At 76.8% G+C, this 21,656-nt stretch carries 21 protein-coding genes; 5 read left to right on the top strand and 16 right to left on the bottom strand.

What is annotated here, in order from left to right; translation table 11 throughout:
• The 6 genes from MHY85_RS21920 to MHY85_RS13940 form a co-directional block, all read right to left on the bottom strand.
• A partial coding sequence (locus tag MHY85_RS21920; RefSeq protein ID WP_239197279.1) for an alanine racemase occupies positions 1–1,249 on the bottom strand: 1,249 nt, incomplete at its 3' end.
• On the bottom strand, positions 1,246–2,874 hold the full coding sequence (locus MHY85_RS13960; protein ID WP_239197277.1) for an amidohydrolase family protein: 1,629 nt from the start codon (positions 2,872–2,874) through the stop codon (positions 1,246–1,248). The genes MHY85_RS21920 and MHY85_RS13960, both read right to left, overlap by 4 nt.
• Positions 2,871–3,662, bottom strand: coding sequence for an ABC transporter permease (locus MHY85_RS13955; RefSeq protein WP_239197275.1), 792 nt, complete (start codon positions 3,660–3,662; stop codon positions 2,871–2,873). The genes MHY85_RS13960 and MHY85_RS13955 overlap by 4 nt, the downstream gene beginning before the upstream one ends.
• On the bottom strand, positions 3,659–4,444 hold the full coding sequence (locus tag MHY85_RS13950; protein WP_239197273.1) for an ABC transporter permease: 786 nt from the start codon (positions 4,442–4,444) through the stop codon (positions 3,659–3,661). Before MHY85_RS13950 ends, MHY85_RS13955 begins: the two co-directional genes overlap by 4 nt.
• Positions 4,441–5,304, bottom strand: coding sequence for an ABC transporter ATP-binding protein (locus MHY85_RS13945; protein WP_308191387.1), 864 nt, complete (start codon positions 5,302–5,304; stop codon positions 4,441–4,443). Before MHY85_RS13945 ends, MHY85_RS13950 begins: the two co-directional genes overlap by 4 nt.
• Positions 5,301–6,371: an ABC transporter substrate-binding protein gene (locus MHY85_RS13940; protein WP_239197271.1), complete on the bottom strand. Its 1,071-nt coding sequence runs from the start codon at positions 6,369–6,371 to the stop codon at positions 5,301–5,303. The genes MHY85_RS13945 and MHY85_RS13940 overlap by 4 nt, the downstream gene beginning before the upstream one ends.
• A gap of 373 nt (positions 6,372–6,744) precedes the next feature.
• Between MHY85_RS13940 and add the strand changes: the two genes are divergently transcribed.
• Positions 6,745–7,764, top strand: a complete 1,020-nt coding sequence (gene add, locus MHY85_RS13935; RefSeq protein WP_239197269.1) for an adenosine deaminase — start codon at positions 6,745–6,747, stop codon at positions 7,762–7,764.
• 2 nt (positions 7,765–7,766) lie between these two features.
• The gene (locus MHY85_RS13930) at positions 7,767–8,225 is read left to right on the top strand and encodes a PPC domain-containing DNA-binding protein (protein WP_239197267.1); all 459 of its coding nucleotides are present in this window, start codon (positions 7,767–7,769) and stop codon (positions 8,223–8,225) included.
• A 10-nt stretch (positions 8,226–8,235) separates the two neighbouring features.
• Here the strand turns inward: MHY85_RS13930 and MHY85_RS13925 are convergent, their stop codons facing one another.
• Positions 8,236–9,789: a PucR family transcriptional regulator gene (locus MHY85_RS13925; RefSeq protein ID WP_239197265.1), complete on the bottom strand. Its 1,554-nt coding sequence runs from the start codon at positions 9,787–9,789 to the stop codon at positions 8,236–8,238.
• Positions 9,790–9,869: 80 nt separating this feature from the next.
• Between MHY85_RS13925 and MHY85_RS13920 the strand changes: the two genes are divergently transcribed.
• Both MHY85_RS13920 and MHY85_RS13915 read left to right on the top strand, forming a co-directional pair.
• A complete protein-coding gene (locus MHY85_RS13920) occupies positions 9,870–11,261 on the top strand; it encodes an NYN domain-containing protein (RefSeq protein ID WP_239197263.1) in 1,392 nt (463 codons plus the stop codon).
• A gap of 270 nt (positions 11,262–11,531) precedes the next feature.
• Positions 11,532–12,308 (top strand): matrixin family metalloprotease, encoded by a 777-nt coding sequence (locus tag MHY85_RS13915; protein ID WP_239197261.1) that lies wholly within the window; start codon positions 11,532–11,534, stop codon positions 12,306–12,308.
• Positions 12,309–12,463: 155 nt separating this feature from the next.
• On the opposite strand, the gene MHY85_RS13910 is transcribed toward MHY85_RS13915, so the two are convergent.
• The 5 genes from MHY85_RS13910 to MHY85_RS13890 all read right to left on the bottom strand — a co-directional run bounded on the left by MHY85_RS13910 (position 12,464) and on the right by MHY85_RS13890 (position 18,556).
• On the bottom strand, positions 12,464–14,356 hold the full coding sequence (locus MHY85_RS13910) for a bacterial transcriptional activator domain-containing protein (RefSeq protein ID WP_239197259.1): 1,893 nt from the start codon (positions 14,354–14,356) through the stop codon (positions 12,464–12,466).
• On the bottom strand, positions 14,323–14,745 hold the full coding sequence (locus MHY85_RS13905) for a VOC family protein (protein ID WP_239197257.1): 423 nt from the start codon (positions 14,743–14,745) through the stop codon (positions 14,323–14,325). The genes MHY85_RS13910 and MHY85_RS13905 overlap by 34 nt, the downstream gene beginning before the upstream one ends.
• Positions 14,746–14,815: 70 nt before the next feature.
• Positions 14,816–15,688, bottom strand: coding sequence for a class I SAM-dependent methyltransferase (locus tag MHY85_RS13900; protein ID WP_239197281.1), 873 nt, complete (start codon positions 15,686–15,688; stop codon positions 14,816–14,818).
• Between the two features lie 673 nt (positions 15,689–16,361).
• Positions 16,362–17,609: an FAD-dependent oxidoreductase gene (locus MHY85_RS13895; RefSeq protein WP_239197255.1), complete on the bottom strand. Its 1,248-nt coding sequence runs from the start codon at positions 17,607–17,609 to the stop codon at positions 16,362–16,364.
• Between the two features lie 44 nt (positions 17,610–17,653).
• Positions 17,654–18,556, bottom strand: a complete 903-nt coding sequence (locus tag MHY85_RS13890; protein WP_239197253.1) for a LysR family transcriptional regulator — start codon at positions 18,554–18,556, stop codon at positions 17,654–17,656.
• A 154-nt stretch (positions 18,557–18,710) separates the two neighbouring features.
• Between MHY85_RS13890 and MHY85_RS13885 the strand changes: the two genes are divergently transcribed.
• Complete coding sequence (locus MHY85_RS13885; RefSeq protein WP_239197251.1) at positions 18,711–19,058, top strand: hypothetical protein; 348 nt, start codon at positions 18,711–18,713, stop codon at positions 19,056–19,058.
• Positions 19,059–19,082: 24 nt separating this feature from the next.
• On the opposite strand, the gene MHY85_RS13880 is transcribed toward MHY85_RS13885, so the two are convergent.
• The 4 genes from MHY85_RS13880 to MHY85_RS13865 form a co-directional block, all read right to left on the bottom strand.
• The gene (locus tag MHY85_RS13880; RefSeq protein ID WP_239197249.1) at positions 19,083–19,385 is read right to left on the bottom strand and encodes a DUF1905 domain-containing protein; all 303 of its coding nucleotides are present in this window, start codon (positions 19,383–19,385) and stop codon (positions 19,083–19,085) included.
• Between the two features lie 61 nt (positions 19,386–19,446).
• Positions 19,447–20,382, bottom strand: coding sequence for an aldo/keto reductase family oxidoreductase (locus tag MHY85_RS13875; protein ID WP_239197247.1), 936 nt, complete (start codon positions 20,380–20,382; stop codon positions 19,447–19,449).
• Positions 20,383–21,015: 633 nt separating this feature from the next.
• Positions 21,016–21,306, bottom strand: a complete 291-nt coding sequence (locus tag MHY85_RS13870; RefSeq protein ID WP_239197245.1) for a hypothetical protein — start codon at positions 21,304–21,306, stop codon at positions 21,016–21,018.
• Between the two features lie 20 nt (positions 21,307–21,326).
• Positions 21,327–21,617 (bottom strand): DUF1905 domain-containing protein, encoded by a 291-nt coding sequence (locus tag MHY85_RS13865; protein ID WP_239197243.1) that lies wholly within the window; start codon positions 21,615–21,617, stop codon positions 21,327–21,329.
• Positions 21,618–21,656: the final 39 nt, after the last annotated feature.

Genomic DNA, 21,656 nt, shown 5'->3' with positions numbered 1-21,656 from the left:
CGGCCCCGGAGGACGGGCTGGTGGTCGCCGGGTTCGGCCGCCGCGAGGTGCCGACCGACGACCGGCTGCCGGTCGTGCTCGGGGTCGCGGGCAACGCGCCCGACGTGTCGAACGCGCCGCAGGGGTGGCTGATCCCCAGCCGGAGCACGGTACCCGGGGCGACCCGGGTGCCCGGCGGGACGCGGAGGAACGCGTGGTGGTCGTTGACGCCGGTCACCTCCCAGCCGCGCACGTCGGGCGCGTCCGCCACGTCGGGCGCGTTGCCCGCGACCCCGAGCACGACCGGCAGCCGGTCGTCGGTCGGCACCTCGCGGCGGCCGAACCCGGCGACCACCAGCCCGTCCTCCGGGGCCGAGAGCACCGACGCCCGCAGCTCGAACGCCGGGCGCAGCGCCGCGGTCCCCCGGTCGGCGCCGAGCGGCGAGGTGCGGCGGTAGACGCCGTGGTCGTGCGTGACGTAGCAGCCGGACCGCAGCACGGTCGTGACCGGGCGGTCCCACATCGCGGGGCCGAGCTCGCGCGCCACCAGGTCGAAGTACGACGAGCCGCCGGCGGTGACGACGGGCACGCCGGCGACGAGGCCCTGCTCGGTGATCGCGGTGACCAGCGCCCGGACCCGGGCGAGCAGGTCGGCCGCACCCGGCGGAGCGCCGGGGTCGTCCCCGGCGGGCATCAGGCCCTCGAACGCCGCGACGCCCGCGAGCCGGACCCGGCCCGCGGCGGCGACCCGCCCGGCCAGCGCGAGCGCGGCGACGTCGTCCCGCACACCGGTGCGGCCGCCGCGGAACCCGAGCTCCAGCAGCAGGGGCAGCGGGCGGTCGGGCCGGAGCCGGTCGAGCTCGGTCAGCAGCAGGTCGAGGCCGGCGTCGCTGTCGACGTAGCAGAGGTACTCGGTGCCGGAGCCGGCGGCGAGCAGGTGCTCGGCGACCCAGGCGATCGCGCCGCGGTCGACGAGGACGTTCGCGTGCAGCACCTGGCCGACGCCCCAGCCGGCGAGCGTGCGGACCTGCGCGGGGGTGGCGGCGGTGAACCCCCACGCGCCCGCGGCGGACTGCCGGCGGACCAGGTCGCGGGACATGTGCGTCTTGGCGTGCGGCGCGAGCTGGACGCCCGCGGCGCGGCACCAGTCGGCCATCGTCCGGACGTTGTGCGCGATCGCGTCGTCGCGCAGCAGCATCGCCGGCAGCTCGAGGTCCGCGGCCGCCCCGGCCGTGGTCGCCCCGGCCCCGGCGGCGTGCCGACCGCTCACGCGCGCACCCCTGCCGCGCCCGCGCGGCCGGCCGGCTCCGGCCGCCCCGCGCGCAGCACCCGCCCGGCGCGCACCCCGGTGAACTCCCCGCCGTCCACCACGACGGTCCCGGCGAGCACCGTGCACACGACGCCGGTCGGCCGCTCCCACGGCCGCTGCGGCGTGCCCGGGTGCCCGACCGTCGCCGGGTCGACCACGGCCACGTCGGCGATCGCACCGGGCACGAGCCGCCCGCGGTCGGGCAGGCCGAGCGCGTCGGCGGTCAGCGACGTCATCTTCCGGACCGCCTCCGCGAGGTCGAGCACGCCGAGGTCCCGGACATACCGGCCGAGCACGGTCGGGAAGCAGCCCCAGCCGCGCTGGTGCGCGTTGCCGACGGGCACCGAGTTGTCCGAGCCGATCGCGATCAGCGGGTCGGCCAGGATCGCGCGCACGTCGTCCTCGGCCATCAGCTCGTAGACCATCATCGCGCCGGGGTCGGCGAGCACCAGGTCGCACAGGGCGTCCCAGGGCTCGACCCCGCGCGAGGCCGCCACGTCGGCGACGCTCCGGCCGAGCAGGCCCGCGTCGGAGTGCATCGACAGCAGCACCCCCGCGGGCGTCGTCTGGGTCCACGACCCGGCGCCCGGTCCGCCGGCGAGGGCCCGGGCCGCCAGCGCGGCGCGGGTCGCCGGGTCGGACAGCCGGCGCACCAGCTCCGACCGCCCGCCCACCTGGGCCTCCGCCGGCAGCAGCGCGGTGAGGAAGCTCTCCCCCGTCGTGTACGGGTACGCGTCGCCGTGCACGTCGATCCCGGCCGCGCGCGCGACGCGCAGCGCGGCGAGCAGCTCGCCCGACCGGCCGTGGTTCCGCCGGCCCGCGGCCTTGCAGTGCGACACCTGGACCCGGACGCCGGTCCGCCGCGCGACGTCGAACGTCTCGGCCAGCGAGTCGGCCAGCCCGTCGCCCTCGTCCCGCATGTGCGTGGCGTACGGCCGGTCCCACCGCGCGGCGACGGCGGCGAGCGCGGCGACCTCGTCGGTGTCCGCGTACACGCCGGGCGCGTAGATCAGGCCGGTCGAGAACCCGAAGGCGCCGTCGGCGAACGCCGCGTCCGCGAGCGCGACCATCCGGTCCAGCGCGCCCGGCGCCAGCCGCTCGGCCATGCCGTTCGCGCTGATCCGCAGCGTGTGGTGGCCGACGAGCGACGCGACGTGCGTCGTCGGGCCGTGCTGCTCGACCGCGTCCAGGTACTCCCCGAACGACCGCGGCCAGGAGGACACGCCGGCGGCGACGGTCGACGAGATCGGCCGGTGCAGGTCCACCGCCCGCTCGTCCACCAGCGGCGCCGCGGAGTTGCCGCAGTTGCCGACCACCTCGGTGGTGACGCCCTGCAGCACCTTGAACGGCTGCGGCTCGGCCATGAACGGCACGACGTCGGAGTGGGTGTGCGCGTCGATGAACCCCGGCGCGACGACCAGCCCGGCGGCGTCGACCACGCGCGCCGCGGCCGGGGCCGTGGCGGCGAGGCCCGGGCCGACGGCCGCGACCCGGTCGCCGGCGACGAGGACGTCGGCGACGACCGGCGCGGCGCCGGTGCCGTCGACGACGGTCCCGCCGCGCAGCACCAGCGTCACGTCGGTCACGACAGCTGCCCGATCCGCTCCTGCACCAGGGTGTCCACGACGCTCAGCACCGCGTACGCGAGCATCGTCACCGCCGCGACGGTGATCGCGGAGGCCCACATCGCGTCGTAGCCGAACGAGCCCGCCGCCTTCGAGATCGCGCCGCCCAGGCCCTCGCCGGTCGACAGCCACTCGGCGATCATCGCGCCGGTGACGGCCGACGGGACGGCGATCCGCGCGGAGGCGAGCGTCGACGGCACGGCCGCCGGCAGGGCGACCTTGCGCAGCACCGTCCACGACGAGCCGCCGTACGCGAGCACCAGGTCCCGGTGCTCGCCGGAGACGCTGCGCAGGCCGTACAGGATGTTCGCCAGCGCGGGCAGGAACACCACGAGGATGACGATGGCCGTCACGCCGGCCTGGCCGATGCCGAAGATCAGCGTGATCAGCGGCGTGAGCACGACGAGCGGGATCGACCGCAGCACCATCGCGGTCGGCATGACGATCCGCTCCAGCACGGGCGACACGCAGAACACGACCGCGAGGCCGAACGCCGCGGCCAGGCCGACGACGTACCCGATGCCGGCGTCCCGCACCGTGACCGCGAGGTCGGCGGCGATGGTCGCGCGGTGGTCGGCGGCGCCCTCGGCGGTGACGACGTAGTCGAACACGTCCCACGGGCGCTTGCCGATGAGCGGACTGACGTCGAACGCCTCGAGCACGGCGACCCACACCGCGAGCGCGACGACGACCGCCAGCGCGAGCGTCCAGACCCGGCGGGCGACGAACCGCCCCGTCCCGCCGCTCATGCCCGGCGCTCCTTCGCCCACGGGGTGAGGACCCGCCCGACCAGCCCGACGAGCGCGTAGCCGCCGAGCGCGATCAGACCGGCGAGGATGCTCAGCGCCCACACGCGGTCGGGCTGGATCTGGCGCTGCGCCGCGTTGAGCGCCACGCCCAGCCCCGCGTCGATGCCGCCGAGGTACTCCCCGACGATCGCGCCGAGCAGCGCTGCCGGGACCGCCACCTGCAGGGCGGTGACGATCGCCGGCAGCGCCGACATGAGCTGGACCGTGCGGATCTGCGTCCACCGGCCGCCGCCGTACGCGGCGACGAGGTCCAGCGAGCTGCGGCTCGCGGAGCGCATCCCGAGGATGGCGCCGACGAGCGTGGTGAAGAAGACGAGCAGGGCGCCGAGGAAGATCGACGAGGCGCGGCCGCCGAAGATGACCATGACGATCGGGCCGATCGCCGTGACCGGCAGGCACGCGGAGATGACGCCGAGCTGGGTGATGACGTCCTCCAGCCGCGGCACGACCAGCACGACCGCCGCCAGCGTGAGGCCGGCGAGGTTGCCCCACAGGTAGCCCTGGGCGGCGCGGGTCAGGGTCGGGACGACGTTCGCCTCGTAGAACGGCCAGCCGTCCGCGACCGCGGAGCGCGCCACGTCGACCGGGGACGGGAACGAGGTGCTGTTCTCCAGGTTGGCGGTCATCGCCCACCACAGGGCGACCAGCAGCACGATGCCGACGGTGCCGCCGACCCACGGGCGGGCCAGCGCGCCGCGGAACCGCGCGAGCGCGACGCTCACTGCGCGCCCGTCCCGGCCGCGGCGCCGCCCGGGGAGAACAGCAGCCCCGACAGGTGGTCGACCACCTCGTGGAACTCCTTCGTCCGCATCATCTCGGGCGTGCGCGGCCGCTCGAACGGGATCTCGACGACCTCGACGATCCGGCCCGGGCGCGCGGACATCACGGCCACGTGGTCGGACAGCAGCGCCGCCTCGGCGATGCCGTGCGTGACCATGAGCGTGGTCGCGGACCGCTCGGTCCAGATCCGCTGCAGCTCGAAGTTCAGCCGCTGCCGGGTCATGTCGTCCAGGGCGCCGAACGGCTCGTCCAGCAGCAGGAAGTCCGGCCGCACCGCGAGCGCCCGGGCGATCGACGCGCGCTGCCGCATGCCGCCGGACAGGTGCGCCGGGCGGGCCTTCTCGAAGCCGGTCAGGCCGACGAGCTCGATCAGCTCGCCGACGATGCCGTCGTCCTTCCGCTTCTGGATCTCCAGCGGCAGCCGGATGTTCTTCTGCACCGAGCGCCACGGCAGCAGCGCCGGGTCCTGGAACGCGATGCCCATGCCGTCGGCGCGCCGGCCCGGGGCGACGGGTGTGCCGTTCACGGCGACCGAACCCGACGTCGGCGTCTCGAGGCCCGCGAGGATGCGCAGGATCGTCGACTTGCCGCAGCCGGACGGGCCGAGCAGCGACAGGAAGGACCCGCGCGGGGTGGACAGGGTGACGTCCTCCAGCGCGGTCACCGTGCGGCGGCCGGAGCGGAACTCCTTGCCGAGGCCGGTGATCTCGATGCCGGGGTCGGCGACGGACGTGGGCACGCCCGCCCCCGCGGCCGAGGGGGCCGGCAGCGCGGGGGCGGGCGTGGTCTGGGGGTCGGTCACGAGAGCAGGTCCGGGTTCTCGGCGTACACCTCGTCCAGGAGCGACAGGTCGAACAGCTCGTCGGCCGTGATGTCCACGCCGGCGTAGCCGAGCGAGGCGATGGTGCCCTCCTGCAGCTCGTCGCTGATCGTGAGCAGGCCGTTCGCGGCGGTGTCCTCGGACTCGATCAGCGTCGCCTGGCGGTCGAAGGACAGCGCGATCGCGTCGGCGTCGTACTGCTGCTCCTTGCCGTAGGTGTTCACGGTCAGGTCCACGGCGCGCTCCGGGTCGTCCAGCGCCGCGCGCCAGCCCTCGGCCGTGGCGAGCAGGAACGCCTTGACCTCCTCCGGGCGCTCGTCGATCGCCTCCTGGGAGGTGACCAGCACCTCGCCCACCATCGGCAGGCCGTTCTCGGCGAGCAGGAACTCGGTGGCCTCGAAGCCGGCCGCGGCCAGCGCGGCGGCGCCGGTCGTGGTGTAGCCGATGAAGCCGTCCACCTGGCCCGTGGTGAGCATCGAGGTGTCGGACAGCGGCACCGTCGTGACCTCGGAGGCGTCGATGTCGTTGGCGGCGAGGAACGCGTTCCACACCAGCGTGTTGGAGTCGGACACGGCGATGGTCTTCCCGGCCAGGTCGTCCGGGCCCGCGATCGGCGCGGAGGCGGCCGACACCAGCGCGAACGGGTTCTGCTGGTACGTCGCGCCGACGATCTTCAGCGCGGCGCCGCTCTGGATCGCCGGGGCCGTGATCAGCGGCGAGGACAGGCCGACGAACGCCTGGCCGGAGGCGACGGCCGCCTCGGCGCTGGTGGCGGAGGAACCGCCCGCGGTCAGGGTCACGTCCAAGAAGCCGGCGTCGGTGTACAGGCCGTCCTCCACCGCCAGGTACTCGCCGGCGAACTGCTGGTTCTTCAGCCAGGACAGCTGGACGCTCACGGCGTCGAACGACTCGGCGGCGCCCGACGCGTCGCCGGTCGAGCCGGCGGTGTCGTCGGAGGAGCAGGCCGAGAGCAGCAGGCCGGCGGCGGCCACGGCGGCGGCGAGGCCGGCGATCCGGCGCCCGGGGCGCGCGGTGAAGGAGCGGGTCACGTCAACCTCGTTCACGTCGTGCGGCGCCCGCGGCTACGGGCGGCCGCGGTGCCAGGGGGAGGGTCGCACCGGGGCGACCCGGCGACTGCCCCCATTCGACAGGCCCGGGCTCGGCCGTCGCCATGTGGGATCCTCCGAACTCCCCCGGCCTCAGCGGTGCGGTCCGTTGTGCGACCCACCGAGCGCGTCACGCGCGCGTCACACGACCGGGGCCCGCGGCCCCGCGCCCGGCGGATCGCCCAGCCCCCGGCGCCGCGGCACCGCCCGGTCGTTGGTGGATCGCACGAGGCCGCAGGCCACGGGCCTGTGGTTGGCTTCCCGGCAAGCGTGGACCACCCGTCCGCGACGACCGACGAACGACCGGGAGCAGGACGTGTGGCCGACGGCTGAACTGCACGTGCACATCGAGGGCACGCTGGACGCCGACCTCATCCGCGCGCTGGCGGACCGCAACGGGCTGCCCGTGCCGGCGGGCGCCGGCCGGGGCGCACCGTTCCGCGACCTGCAGGACTTCCTGGACGTGTACTACGCGAACCTCGACGTGCTGCGCACCCGGCAGGACTTCCACGACCTCGGCGCCCGCTACCTGGCCCGCGCCGCCGCTGCCGGGGTCCGGCACGCCGAGGTCTTCGTCGACCCGCAGTCGCACACCGCGCGCGGCGTGCCGGTCGAGGACGTGCTGCTCGGCCTGTCCGCCGCGCTCGCCGACGCCCGCGCCGCGCACGGCATGTCCGGCGGCCTGATCGTCTGCTTCCTGCGGCACCTCGGCCCCGAGGCGGCGATGGCGACCCTCGAGGCGGTGCTCCCCCACCGGTCGCTGCTGCTCGCGGTCGGGCTGGACTCCAGCGAGGTCGGCTACCCGCCGGCGCTGTTCCGCGACGTGTTCGAGCGCGCCGCCGCCGAGGGCCTGCGCCGCGTCGCGCACGCCGGCGAGGAGGGCGGCCCGGACTACGTCTGGGAGGCCCTGGACATCCTGGGCGCGGAGCGGATCGACCACGGCAACCGCGCGCTGGAGGACGTCGAGCTGGTCGCGCACCTGCGCGCCACGCGCACCCCGCTCACCGTGTGCCCGCTGTCGAACCTCGCGCTGCGCACCGCCGGCCCCGACCTCGCCGACCACCCGATCGCGGTCATGCTCGACGAGGGCCTGCGCGCGTCGGTGCACTCGGACGACCCGGCCTACTTCGGCGGGTACCTGGACGACAACGTGCGCGCGCTGGTCGCCGCCGGCACCGTCACCGAGGACCAGGTCGGCGTGCTCGCCGCCAACGCGGTGGCGTCGTCCTTCCTGCCCGACGCCGGCAAGGCCGCGCTGCTCGCCGAGATCCGCGCGCACGCCGAGCGGGTCGGTGCCGCCGTGCCCGCGCTCGCCCTCGACCCCGCGGCGGTCTGAGCGTGCAGAGCAGCGAGGTGACCACCGGCCGTCGCGTGGCGGTGGTGCTGGAGCCGGGCGACGAGGTGCTGGCCTCGCTGGCGGAGGCGTGCCGCGAGCACGGCATCCGGCAGGGCTTCGTCCCCGTGTTCTCGGGGGCGTTCCGCACCGCGCGGTTCATCGCCGCGGACGTGCCGGTCGCCGACCAGGAGCCGCCGCTCCCCCAGGAGGTCACCGTGACCTACACCGAGGGCATCGGCAGCGGCACGATCCTGTGGGACGCCGAGGCCGGCGTGGCGACGCCGCACCTGCACCTCGCGGTGGGGGTGAAGAACGCGGCCGCCGCGGGCTTCGCCGGGCACGTGCTGGGCGCCGAGACGCACTACACGGTCGAGGTGCTGATCGAGGAGGTCGTCGCGCCGGCGCTGCTGCGCGTGCCGGACCCGCGGGCGTACGGCATCCCGACGATGCGGTTCGCCTGAGGCGCCCGCGTCAGTCCGCCTCGTCCAGGCAGGTCATCGCGAGGAACAGGTCGACCCGGTCGGACATGGTGCTCATGTCCCGGTTGGTCAGCTCCTCGATGCGGGCGATCCGGTAGCGCAGCGTGTTCGTGTGCAGGTGCAGCTGCCGGGCCGTCTCCTGCCACGCCCCGCCGCCGTCGAGGAACGCCCGCAGCGTGCCCACCAGGTCCGCGTTGTGCCGCTCGTCGTACGACAGCAGCGGCGCCAGCACCTCGCGGGCGTAGCCCGAGCGGGTGCTCGCCCCCAGCATCCGCAGCAGCGCCCGGTGGGTCTGCACGTGCAGCGCCGTCGACACCACCACCGGCTCGGGGCCCGAGGCGTTCTGCACCCGCTCGACGGCCGTGGCGATCGCCGAGTTCAGCCGGCTGACCCCGCTGACCGGGTCGCTCATCCCGACGCGCAGCTGCCGGCCGTCGAGCAGCAGGAGGTGCTCCTCGGCCAGGTGGTCGGCGAGCGGCCGCTCGTCGTCGCCGGCGCCGTTGACCAGCAGGATCGCCTGGTCGTCGAACCGGCAGCCCAGCACCCGGTGCCCCCGGGCGGTCAGGGTGCGCTGCAGCATCTCCAGCACGGCGGCGCGCGGGAACCGCGGGTCGTCGACCCGGGCCGCCACGATCGTCGTCTCGTCCGACGGGGCCATGCCCTCCAGGCGCATCCGGGCCGAGATCGCGCCGGGCGACGCCTCGGCGTCCCGGATCGCCGTGATCAGCGCCGCGACCTGCGCGTCCCGGGTCTCGCGCCAGCGGGCGGCCAGCTCCATCTCGACCCGCAGCGCGCCGACGACGGCGTCCAGCGCGAGGGCGACCTCGTCCGAGAACGACCGGTGGTCGCCCCAGCAGCCGAAGAACCCGGACCGGTCCCGCGCCCCGGTGCGCACGATCGTCGCCGGCCCGTGGTCGGTCCCCTCCCCGGGGAGGATGACCCGCTTGTCGTGCTCGCGGGCGACCACGGCGTTCCACTGCTCCGCGACCTGCGCCCGGTCCGGTGCCGCGCCCGCGGTGGCGAGCAGCATCCCGGTCTCGTCGATCACCCAGCAGCCGACGGCGAACTCGGCGGAGAACTGGGCCAGCAGCTCGGCGACGCCGCCGCCGCGGGACACCGTGTCGGCGATCCGGCGGCTGAACCGCATCGTCCGGCTCGCGAGCCCGGCGGCGGAACCCGGCTGGCGCGCCGCGATCTCGTCGGCGATCCGGCGGAACGACACCCCCGGGGACACCGTGAGCAGGGTCAGCCCGCGCGCGCGGCAGGTCGCGATCACCTCGTCCGGGATGACGCCGATCTCGATGAGCCCGAGGACGATCGCGGCCACGTTCTGCTGCGCGAGGGCCCCGAGGAACCTCGCCGCGCCGTCCGGGCGGTCGAGCCACAGGCCGCTGGTGAGCACCACGTCGCCGGTCGACAGGAACCGCGACGGGTCCGGCAGGTCCGTGATGTACGCGGCGGTCACCGGGCGGTCGAGGGCGTCCGGCTCGGCGGCGACGACGCTCAGCCCGAGGTCGGGTGCCGCCAGGAGGTCACGGACGTCCACTGCTCACCACCTGGTCCCGCTCGGCACCGGGACAGTGTACGAGCGCAGCGGCCGGGCGGGTTTCGCGGCAGGATGGCGGCGTGACGTCAGCCCTGGACCCCAGCCGCCCCGACACGCCGCGCCGCCTGCGCACGGCCATGTTCGTGGACTTCGACAACGTCTACATCGGCCTGCGCCGCCTGGACCCGGACGCCGCGGAGGCGTTCGCCACCGACCCGGGGCACTGGCTGTCCGAGCTGGAGAGCGGCAGCGACGCCGACGGCGACTTCACCCGCCGGTTCCTCGTGCGGGCCTGCTACCTCAACCCGTCCGTGTTCAGCCGGTTCCGGCCGAACTTCACGCGGGCCGGGTTCCAGGTCGTCGACTGCCCCTCGCTGACCCAGCAGGGCAAGAGCAGCGCCGACATCAACCTGGTGCTCGACGCCGTCGACGCGCTCGACGCGGACACCCGGTACGACGAGTTCGTCATCGTGTCCGCCGACGCCGACTTCACGCCGCTCGTGCAGCGCTGCCGCGCCGCCGACCGGCGGGTCACGATCATCACCGCGAGCCCGGCCGCCAGCGCGTACCGGGCCGTCGCCGACACCGTCATCACGGCCGACGACCTGGCGGAGCTGGTCACGGCCGGGCAGGCGGCGGCCGAGGGCGGGGACGTCCCGGCGACGGCGGCCGAGCCGGTGGCGCTCCCCGAGCCGGAGCCGGCCGCGGCGTCGTCGGGGTCGTCGGCGCCGGAGCCCGGCCCCGCGGCGCCCGCCGCCGGGTCCGCCCGCGCCGGCCGCCGCGACGAGCAGACCGTCTCGGCGTCCTCCCCCGGCTCGCTGGCCGCGCGCCGCGCGGTGCTCCAGCGCGTGCGGTCCGCCGACCGGCCCGTGCCGACCGGCGCCGTCGCCCAGGCCGCGCAGAAGGCCGACCCGACCCTGCCCAGCACCCGGTGGGCCGGCACGGGCGGGTTCCTGCCGTGGCTGTCCCAGGCCGTGCCGGAGCTCGGCGTCGCCGCGCGGCCGTCGCCGGGCTACGTCTGGGACCCCAAGCGGTTCGGCGAGGCCGACCTGCCCGGCGCCGCCGCCGAGGGGCCCGCGGGCACGGACGCCACCGCGCTGCAGCGCCAGGTCGTGGCCGTCACCGACACGCCCGGGCTCAGCCGGGACAACTACCGCGTGCTCCTGACCGCGCTGGCGGACGACGTGCGCGAGCACCCGTTCGAGCGCACCGCCACGGCCCGCCGGGTCCGGGACGCGTGCCAGGCCGCCGGCGCGGCCGTCGGGCGCTCCACCGTCAACACCGTCATCTCCGGCGTGCTGTACGTCGGCCTGGAGCTCGACGCCACGGTCACCGCGGTCGACGTGGCCGAGGCGTGGGCGGACAACGTCGTCGGGCTGTGCCGCGGCGCGCGGATGGAGCTGACCGAGGCGGACGAGATCGCCATCGACGACTGGGTCGGCGGCGGCCTGCTGGACGACCTGGAGGACTGAGCCGCCGCGGGGGCGGGGCTCGCCTCCGCCCGGCCTACGCCTTCCGGTGCCGCCCACGACGATCACCGTGGGCGCGGCCGGAAGGCGTAGGCGGCGTCGGCCCCGCCGCGCCGCGTGGCTCAACCGGCCCGCGCCGGCGGCCGATGGGACGGTGTGCCGTCCCGCCGCCGCCACCGACCCCCGCCGGGCTGGGCCCCGTCGTCCCACCCGCGCGCGTGGTCGCCGACCCCGGCGCCGCTGCCCGCGCGCCGGCGCCGGCGTGCCGCGACCGTGCTGCCCTGGCTCGTGGTGCTCACGGTCGCGGCCGTCTACGCGTCCCGGTGGTTGCCGGCGCTCGGCGTCGAGGCGCCCTGGCTCGCGCTCGTGCCGGCGTCCGCGCGCGACTACCCGCGCCCGGGCGTCGAGGAGGCCGACGAGCGGCTCGCGCCCGCCGTCGTCCCCGCGACGCCGGCGACGTCCTACGCGTTCCTCGCGACCCAGCGGGACAGCGCCGGGGCCACGGTCCCGGTGACGTGGTCGCCCTGCCGCCCCGTCCACGTCGTCGTCGACCCCACCGGGGCGCCGGCGGACTTCGCCGCCCAGGTGCAGGCGGCGACGGCGGAGCTCGCCGCGGCGACCGGACTCGCGTTCGTGGACGACGGTGCGGTGCTCGAACCCGCCGACCCCGACCGCGGCGCCTTCCTCCCGGACCGGTACGGCGACCGGTGGGCGCCGGTCCTCGTCCGGTTCGCCGACGCGGCGACCGTGCCGTCGCTGGCCGGCGACGTCGTCGGGGTCGGCGGACCGCAGTCGGCGACCGACGCGCGCGGCCGGACCGCCCACGTGACCGGCGCGGTCTACCTGGACACCGACCTGCTCCAGCCGGGGCCGACCTCGACGGCCTGGCCCGCGGTGCTGCGGCACGAGCTCGCGCACCTCGTCGGGCTGGACCACGTCGACGACCCCACCCAGCTGATGAACCCGGTCGCGACGGTCTCGACGTTCCAGGCCGGGGACCTGGCGGGCCTCGCGGCGCTCGGCCAGGGCGCGTGCGCCCCGGGCGTCTGACCCCGGAGCCGCCCGGCACCGCGAGTTCGGTGACGCCAGCCGAGCTCGGTGGCCAGGGGCACCGAACTCGGCGGGAAGCACCGAGCACGGCGGGCGGCACCCGGGGCGCCGGGCCGGTGCGGCGCGAGTGCACCGCGGCCGCGGCGCACGGCCCGTCAGCCCCCGACCGGCGCGGCGGCCAGGGCCGGGTTGTCGATCCCCGCGACCAGCGCCGCGGCGTGCTCCGCCGCCCCCGGCTGCCCCAGAGCCGCGCGGTGCAGGCCCGCCCGGGCCACGAGCTCGCGCATCCCCCGGCGCGCGGCGAACGCCTCCAGGTCGTCGACCCACCCGGCCGCCCCGGGCACCTCGCGCGGCACCGCGAACCCGCACAGCGCGTCCAGGCAGTGCGCCTCCACCCAGTCGTGCGCGTCGCGCTGCCGGCGGCAGGCGCCGGGCGCGGCCACCAGCAGGTCGAGCGCGGCGGCGTCGTCGCCGCGGGCCGCCGCGAGCAGGCCTCGCCCCCGCAGCGCGTAGCCCTCCCAGCACGGGTCGCCGACCTGGCAGGCCAGCGCGTACGCGCCCTCGAACCCCGCCTCGGCGCCGGCCAGGTCCCCCGCCCGGAGCAGCACCTCCGCGCGCTGCGACCGCGGGAACGGCAGGAACGACGTCCAGCCGAGGTCCTGCGCGACGGCGCACGCGCGGTCCAGGGCCGCGAGCGCCGGGCCCGGTTCGTCCCGGAGCACCCGCAGACGGCCGAGCGCGGTCAGCGCGTACGCCTCGGCCCGCAGGTCGCCCGCCGACCGCGCGTCCTCGGCCGCCTCCCCCAGCACCGCGGCCGCCCCGGCGTAGTCGGCCTGGTCGCTGCGGCCGATGCCGTCGAACACCCCGACCCAGGCGCGCAGCCGGGCGTCGTCGCCGCCCAGCTCCCGCGACCGGCGGAACCACATCCCGGCGCGCGGGTACCGGCCCCGCAGCGTCTCCACGTGCCCGAGCTCGAGCGCAGCCCGTGCGGCCACGTCGCCGGCGCCGCTGCGCCGCGCCGCGACGAGCGCCTGGTGCAGGACCGCGACGGCCTCCTCGTCGCTCCCGCGCACGCCGTGCACCAGGACCCGGCCGAGCGCGCCCAGCGCGGTCGCGAGCCGGGCGTCGTCACCGAGGCCCCGGGCGCCGTCCACCCCGGTGCGCAGCAGCTCGATCGCCCGTTCGTACGCCCCGACGTGCGCCGCGCCCTCGCCGCCCTCGAGCGCGGCGTCCACCGCGGCGGGCGTGCCGGCCGTGGCCTGCCCCGTCGCGTCCGGCGGCCCGTCGCGGCCCCCGGCCGTCACCCCCGGACCGCCCGGCCCCCGCGTGCGGAGCGCCGCCGTCAGGCTCGCCGACGGCTCGACGCCGAGCTCCCGCCGGAACAGCGCCCGGCACTCGGCCACCCGCCGCTCGGCCCCGACCCGGTCCCCCGCGGCCACCAGCGCACGGGCCCACAGCTCGTGCCCGCGCTCCGCCAGCGGCTCGGCCGCGACCAGCCGCGCCGCGAGGGCGACGGCCCCGGGCGCGTCGCCGGCGGCGAGCCGTGCGTGCGCGGCCTCGTGCAGGATCGCGGCGGTCAGGCCCGCGACCCGCTCGCGCTCGGCGGCGAGCCACAGCTCCAGCGCGGCGCTCCCCCGAGGGGTCAGGCCCTCCAGGAGCGCACCGCCGAGACCGGGGAGCGCGAGCGCCTCCGCCCACGCCCCCGAGGCCAGCACCCGGACGTCGACGACCGTGCCGGGACGCAGGTCGAGCACGAGCGGGTCCCCGCCCAGGTCCGCCAGGCCGTCCAGCGCCCGGCGGAGCTGCGACAGGTTCCACCGCAGCGCGGCCCCGGGGTCGTCCGCGTCGCCGACGACCAGGCCGGTCAACCGGCTCCGCGGCACCCCGCGGCCCGCGAGCACGAGGTACGCGAGCAGCAGCCACGCCTTGCTGCCGCGCGGCCCCGGCGGCGCGGGCGCATGCGGCCCGGCCCGCCGGATCGCCGGCGGGCCGAGCAGGGCGACGCCCCCCGGGGTCAGCCCGCGTTCCCCGCGATGTTCACGAGCCACATCGTGCCGAACTTGTCCGCGACCATCCCGAACGCGTCGCCCCAGGGCGCCGTGGCCAGGGGCTCGACCACGTTGCCGCCGTCGGACAGCTTGTCCCAGTACCCCCGCAGCTCGGCCTCGGAGTCGGGGCCGCCGCTGAGGGAGACCGAGAAGTTGTCCCCCGGGGTGTACGGCATGGCGTTCGGGGTGTCCGCGGCCATGAGGACCAGGCCGCCGGGCGTCTCGAGCTGGGAGTGCATGACCTTGTCCTTCTCGGCCGGGTCGTCGCTGGCCTGGAAGTCGCCGAACGTGCTGACGGTGAGCTCGCCGCCGAACACGGACCGGTAGAACTCCATGGCCTCCCGCGCGGTGTCACGGAAGCCGAGGTAGGGGTTGAGGCGCGTGGGCATGTCGGGCTCCTTGTCCTGAACGGCTCGCGGGTGTGACCTGGTTCACACTGCCGCCGTCGTCGCACCGCCGTCAAGACGCGCCGGGCGCCGTCCGGCGCCCGGTCACGAGGAGGTACTCCCAGTCCAGCACCGGGGCCCCGCCCGGGCCGCTGCGGGCCGCGTCCCGGGCCAGCGCGACCAGGTCGGCGTCGAGCGCGGCCGTGCGGTCGGGGTCGTCGGCCACCGCCCGGTAGGCGGCGATCGTCGGGCCGTACCGGCTCGCGAAGTAGTCCCGGAACGCCTCCGGCGTGCCGAACGCGTCGACGGTCAGCGACCGGCGCTCCACCCGGACGTCCTCGACCCCGGCGCCGAGCAGACCCCGCACGTGCGCCTCGTCGCCCCACAGCGGCGGCGGCTGCACGCCCGGCGGCGGCGCCGGCAGGTAGGGCTTCATGGTCGCGAACAGCCGCCCGATGAACCCGGTCGGCGTCCACGCGATCAGCCCCACCCGGCCACCGGCGCGGCAGACCCGCAGCAGCTCCGCGGCCGCGACGGCGTGCCGCGGGGCGAACATCACGCCGATGCACGACGTGACCACGTCGAACGCCCCGGCCGCGAACGGCAGCGCCTCGGCGTCCGCCTCCCGCCAGTCCAGCACGATCCCCCGCGCCTCCGCCGCCCGGCGCCCGGCGTCGAGCAGCTCGGGCGTCAGGTCCGACGCGACCACCCGGCCCCCGGCGAGTGCCGCGGGCACGGCCGCGTTCCCCGTGCCGGCGGCCACGTCGAGCACCCGCTCCCCGGGCCGCACGCCCACCGCGTCGACCAGCACCGGCCCCAGCGCGCCGACCACCTCGGCCGCGAGCGCCGGGTAGTCGCCCAGCGCCCACATCGCGCGGTGCCGCTGCTTGAGGGCCGTCACGGCCGCGTCGTCCGTCGCACGCGCTCCCCCGACGATCGTCATCATCTCGTCCACCTGCTCCTCGCCCTGGGGCCCGGCCCTCCTGCCGGCGCCCGGATGCGGACCACGGAACCCCCGCGGCGTGTGCGCGCGCGTGTGACGCCGCGACGGACCCGGCCGGTGGCTCACACGGCGCGCACAGCGCCCGCACCGGGCCGCCCCGAGCGGGCTCCGTAGACCTGTCCGCATGACCCGACACCCCCGCACCCGACCCGACGACGCACCTGCCCTCCGGCCCCGGCGCCGGCTCCGCCGGTCCCTGGTGGTCTCGACGCTCGTGCTGCTGCTCGCCGTCGGCGGCGGCTCGGCCTGGGCGCTCGACCGGTTCGTGATCGACCACGTGGAGATCGCCGACGTCCAGGCCTACGAGGCCGCCCAGAACGGCACGACGGCCGACGCCGACGCCGACGCCGACGCGACCGTCACGGACACCACCTACGAGTCCCGCTCCTGGCGGCGCTCACGGGCCTCGGCGTCGGCCTGCTGCCGGCGAAGGTCGCGACCGAGGCGGTGCTGTACCTCGTCAGCTTCCAGGTCCAGCGCCGGTTCGTGTTCGCCGCGGCGCGGTCGCCGAGGCCGGCGCCGGGGCGCCGCGAGCCGGGTCCCCACCCGGTTCTCGCGCTGCCCACCGATCGATCGGGGGACGGCGCGACGATCGGGAGGCGATGAGGCGCCCGCGTCACGCGCCGAGCAGCCGCCGCGCCACCGCCCGCGCCGCCCGCCGGCCCGACGCGATCGCGCCCTGCTGCGACGGCGTGTCCCGGTGGTCGCCGCACACGTACAGCCCGTCCCCCAGCTCGACCGGCTGCCGCACCCGGAGCGGCGGCGTCGCCGCGGGGAGCGCGTGCGCGATCTCGTGCGTCGCGAGCTCCCGCCAGCCCCGCGGGTCGACGCCGAGCATCTCCCCCGCCTGCCGTCGGACGTGCGCGGGGTCCGGCCGCGCCGCGGCGTCCCACGGACCCGACGGCAGCACCGACGTCGCCTGCACCAGCTGCGCGCCCGCCGGTGCGTAGGACGGGGCGGCCGCGGAGATCAGCGCCGCGTCCACCACCGGCCCGCGCCGCCGTCCGTCGACCACGACCGCGTCCACCCGCGGGATGCCCTCGGCCGCCCACCAGGTCGTCGTGAGGCCACGCATCGGCGGCGCCTCGACCCCGGCGAGGTCGGCCGCCGTCGCCGGGTCCGCGGCGACGACCACCGCCAGCGCCCGCACCCGGCTGCCGTCGACCTGCGCCGCCCGGCCGCCGTCGACCCGCTCCACCGCCCCGACCCGGGCGCCGGTCGACACGTGCGGCAGGCCCTCCGCGAGCAGCGCGGGCAGCGCACCGGCTCCCCCGACCGGCAGCCCCGGCGTCCCCCGCAGCATCGACCGCACCACCAGCCGGGCGAACGTCGCCGACGTCGCCCCGGACTCGTCGGCCAGCACCCCCGCGAGGAACGGCTCGAGCACCTCGTGCCGCAGCCGCCCGTCGACCCCCGCCGCGGTCAGCGACTCCGCGAGCGTGGCGTCCGGCCCGTCCTCCAGCGCGCGCACAGGTCCGAGCGCCGGGGCGGCCCAGCGCGCGAGCGCCGCGAGCTCCCCGACCCGGACGTAGCCGCTGCCGAGCGTCTCGCGCAGCCGGGCCGGCGCGCGCCGGGGGTCCGCGAGCACCGCCAGGCCGTCGTCCCGTCGCACGGCGACGCCGGGCAGGAACGGCTGCAGCCGGAGGGCGTCGACGTCGACCACCTCCCGCAGCGCCGGGTACCCGGGGTTGATGACCTGGAACCCGCGGTCGAGCGTGAAGCCGTCGACGTGCTCGCTGCGCACCCGCCCGCCGACCGTCCCGGCGGCCTCGAGCACGCGGACGTCCAGCCCGCGGTCGTGCAGGGTCCGGGCGCAGGTCAGACCGGCCAGGCCGGCCCCGACCACCACGACGTCGCAGTCCATGCGCCGGAGCCTAGAGGCGGTGCGGACGCCCCGCCCGGCGGGCGTCAGACCGGGTCGATGCCCGAGGCCGCCGCCAGGAGCTCGTCGATCACCGCCACCACGGCCGGGCCGGGCTCGCGGCGCGTCGCGCGGTGCCGGGCGACCAGCCGCCGCGACCCCAGCCCCGGCACCGTCGCCACCGTGACGCCGTCGGGCAGCTCGCCCTGCAGCGCCAGCGCGGGCAGCAGCGCGACGCCCTGACCCGCGGCCACGAGCGCGAGCGCCACGTCGAAGTCGTAGTAGAGGTGCCGCGAGGTCACCGGACCGAGCGCGGCGGTCACCCGGCCCATCGCCCGCGCGGCGGCGGTGTGGTGCTCGGCGGCCAACCAGGTCACCCCGGCCAGGTCCGACAGCTGCGTCGGCGTCGCGACCGACCCGGGCAGCACCAGCCGCCACGGCTCCTCCAGCAGCACCACGTCGCGCTGCCCGCGCGGCACGTGCGTGTCCGCGTCCTCGTCCCGCTCCAGCAGCACGATGTCCGCGTCGCCCTCCCGGAGCCGGCGCATCGACTCGCCCTGCTCGCGCTCCTCGACCAGCAGCTCGATGCCGGGGTGGTGCTCGGCGACGACCGCGAACGCCGGGGCGATCACCGCGCGGATGGCGGTCTGGAACGCCGCGACCGTGACCCGACCGGACAGCTCGCCGCCGAGCTCCGCGAGCGACTTGCGCGCCTCGACGAGCTCGGACTCGATGCGCTCCGCGGCCTCCGCGAGGATCCGGCCGGCGGCCGTCAGGGTCGCGCCGCGGGGGTTGCGGTCGAGCACCGCGACCCCCTCCTCCGACTCCAGCCGGGCGATCTGCTGGGACACCGCGGAGGGGGTCACGTGCAGCAGGTCGGCGGCGGCGAGCACCCCGCCGGCGCGGTGCACGGCGAGCAGGACGGCGAGGCGGCGCGGGTCGGTCGGCACCGATTCATCCTAATTCAGTTCCGCTGCATCCCTGTCGCAACATCATTCGATTGTGCTGAACCCGATCTGGTCGCATGATTCTGCTGCCGGCGAAGCGCGGGATCCTGCGCGGCCGACCCTCCACCCACCCCTCCGCCCTGCCAGGAGTACGCCCGTGTCCGCTCTCGTCACCGCGCTCGGCTGGGTCGGCGCGGTCACGTGCCTCGTCGCCTACGTCCTCGTCACCCGCGGGAGGTGGGCACCCACCTCGGGCCGCTACCAGCTCGCGAACGTCGTCTCGGGGCTGTTCATGGGGCTGGTCGCGGCGAGCAGCGGGGTGTGGCCGTCTGTCGTCACGAACGCGGTGTGGGCCGTCGTCGGCGCGCACGCCGTCTCCGTCGTGCTGAAGGCCCGGCGGCAGCGGCAGCGCGAGGCCGCGGAGCGGGCGGCGGCGCAGGTCGCCGAGATGCCGGCCGTCGCCGTCGAGCCGGTGCCGGCGCGCGTGGTCGACCTCGCGGCCTGACGGCCCGCAGCCGGACCCGCGCGCTCAGACGTCGAGCACCCGCAGCCGGACCCGCACCGGCCCGCCGACCTCCAGGTCCTCCGCGGCGCGCACGGCCTTCTTGATCGGCAGCGAGTAGGCGCGCTTCTGGCTGTCCGGGAAGATCGACGTCCGCCAGGTCGTCCCGCCCACGGTCACCTCGACGCGCAGCGACCCGAACCCGCGCGCGAACGCGCCCGCCCGTTCGAGGATCTCGTCGGAGGCGTCCTCCGGGACGCTGACGAAGGTCCAGCGCTCGGCGCGCCGGGCGTCCCACACCCACAGCGGGGCCTCGAAGTCGAACGTCATGCCCCGATGCTGCCGCACCCCGCCGACACGCGACGGCGGTGCGACAGCACCGGGCGCGGGATCACGGCACCGTGTGGCCCGCGGCGCGGTACAGCTCGTACCACTCCGCCCGCGTCAGCGGCACCTCCGACCCCGCCGCCGACTCGGTCACCCGGGACGGCGTCGTGGTCCCGAGCACCACCTGCATCTGCGCCGGGTGCCGGGTGATCCAGGCCACCGCGATGCCGGTCGGCGTCACGCCGTACTTCTCGGCCAGCCGGTCCAGGACGTCGTTCAGCTCCGGGTAGGCCTCCCGGTCACCGACGAACACGCCGTCGAAGAACCCCTTCTGGAACGGCGACCAGGCCTGCACGGTGATGTCGTGCAGCCGGCAGTAGTCGAGCAGGCCGTTGTCCCGGGAGATCGACTGGTCGAGCGCCGCCATGTTCGCGGCCACGCCCTGCGCGACGAGCGGCGCGTGCGTGATGCTCCGCTGCAGCTGGTTGACCACGAGAGGCTGCTGCACCGACTTCTTCAGCAGCTCGATCTGCTGCGGCGTGTGGTTCGAGACGCCGAACGCGCGGACCTTGCCCGCGGCGGCGAGCTCGTCGAACGCGCGGGCGACCTCGTCCGGCTCGACCAGGGCGTCCGGGCGGTGCAGCAGCAGGATGTCGACGTGGTCGGTGCGCAGCGCGCGCAGGGAGCCCTCGACCGAGGACACGATCTCCTCGTACGAGAAGTCGAAGTACGGGCCGTCCTTGATGATCCCGGCCTTGGTCTGGATGACGAACTCGTCGCGCTGGGACGGCGTCAGGTCGAGCGCCTCGGCGAACCGCGCCTCGCAGCCGTGCTTCTCGTCCCCGTAGACGGCGGCGTGGTCGACGAACGCGATGCCCGCGTCGCGGGCGGCGCGGACGAGCTCGCGGACCTCGTCGTCGGACTTCTGCTGGATGCGCATCAGGCCGAGGATCACGTTCGGCGCGACGATGTCGGTTCCGGGCAGGGTGAACGTCTTCATGCTGGTCCCTCGGGTCGGCGGTGACGACGAGGCCCGGCCGGAGCCGCGGCGCTCGGATCGAGCCTAGAACGGCGGCGGGGCGTCGTGCGCGTCGGGGGTCCGCCCGGTCCCGGGGCGCACCAGGTACCGGTGCCCGGTCGGGGTGATCCACTCGAACAGCCCGGGCGGGATCTGACGCAGCCGGAAGCCGCCGTCGGTCGTGAGGCGGTGGTGGCGGTGGCAGGCGCGCCCGAGGTCGGCCGCGCACGGCGTCGATCGGGCCGTACCCCTCCAGGTCGGCGGGCCCGTCGTCGAGGCCGAGGAGGGTGGCAGCGGAGACGGTGACGCGGACCTCGGCGCCCGGGCGGGCGCAGCCGCAGCGCCCGGCATGCGGGGCGGCCTTCGCGGGGGCGTCGGGCACAGGCCCGGCGGGATCGAGGGTGGCGGGATCGAGGGTGGCGGGATCCAGGGTGGCGGGCTTCGGGGCGTCGGGCTCCCGCGCGGCGCCGGCGGGCGAAGCGGGCTCGGCCGCGGCGGGAGCGAGGGCGGTCGGGGCCGCCGGCGCCTGTGGTCGGTTCCGTGACCCTCGACGACCCAGGACGCGAGTCCGGGCGACGGCGCGGGCCCCCCGGAGCACGCCCGCCCGCGCGAGGGTCAGCGCCGCGCGCCGCGGGCGACGACCCCGCGCGCCAGCAGGTGTCCCAGCGCCCCGCCCCAGGCCGCGCACCCGACGCCGAGCGCCACGATGCCGGCCCACGGGGGTCGCGGCGGAGCGTAGGTCGCGTCGCTCAGCGGCGCGTACGCGAACCAGCCGGCCTGGGGGCGGGTCAGCAGCCACACGCCGAGGACGGTCAGCACGACGCCCGACGCCGCGACCAGCCACGGCCAGGGCACCCGGGGGGCGCGGGACGGGTGGGCGCCGGCGGGCGGAGCGGGAACGGTCACGACGCGATCCTCCCCGACGCTCAGCGGACCGCGACGGAGACGCGCAGGTCCACCTCGTCGCCCAGCGCGACGCCCTCGGCCCGCCGCACCGCGTCCTTGATCGGCACGAGGTACCCGCCGTCCTTCGGGAACAGCGAGGTCGTCCACCGGGTCCCGCCGAGCGTCACCGCGACCGGGATCACGCCCCAGCCGTACGAGACCAGGGACGACGCGGCACGGAGCTCGTCGGCCTCGGGCTGGGGCACGGCGACGTAGTGGTACGGCGAGGGGCCCCGCCAGTGGATGATCTCGCCCCGGAACCGCAGGTCCATCGCGCCAGCGTACGGACGCCCTCCCCCGCGCGGCAGACC

The sequence above is a fragment of the Cellulomonas sp. ACRRI genome (assembly GCF_022346185.1).
Lineage (GTDB): Bacteria > Actinomycetota > Actinomycetes > Actinomycetales > Cellulomonadaceae > Cellulomonas.
Note: the sequence above shows the minus strand (reverse complement) of the source record. Positions and strands in the feature narration are given on the sequence as shown.

Excerpts from the sequence above, each read along its gene's own strand:
- MHY85_RS13875 (WP_239197247.1), bottom strand. The coding sequence starts at position 20,382 with ATGAAGACGTTCACCCTGCCCGGAACCGACATCGTCGCGCCGAACGTG.
- MHY85_RS13955 (WP_239197275.1), bottom strand. The coding sequence starts at position 3,662 with ATGAGCGGCGGGACGGGGCGGTTCGTCGCCCGCCGGGTCTGGACGCTC.
- MHY85_RS13895 (WP_239197255.1), bottom strand. The coding sequence starts at position 17,609 with ATGGACTGCGACGTCGTGGTGGTCGGGGCCGGCCTGGCCGGTCTGACC.
- MHY85_RS13865 (WP_239197243.1), bottom strand. The coding sequence starts at position 21,617 with ATGGACCTGCGGTTCCGGGGCGAGATCATCCACTGGCGGGGCCCCTCG.
- MHY85_RS13880 (WP_239197249.1), bottom strand. The coding sequence starts at position 19,385 with ATGACGTTCGACTTCGAGGCCCCGCTGTGGGTGTGGGACGCCCGGCGC.
- MHY85_RS13905 (WP_239197257.1), bottom strand. The coding sequence starts at position 14,745 with ATGCCCACGCGCCTCAACCCCTACCTCGGCTTCCGTGACACCGCGCGG.
- MHY85_RS13900 (WP_239197281.1), bottom strand. The coding sequence starts at position 15,688 with ATGATGACGATCGTCGGGGGAGCGCGTGCGACGGACGACGCGGCCGTG.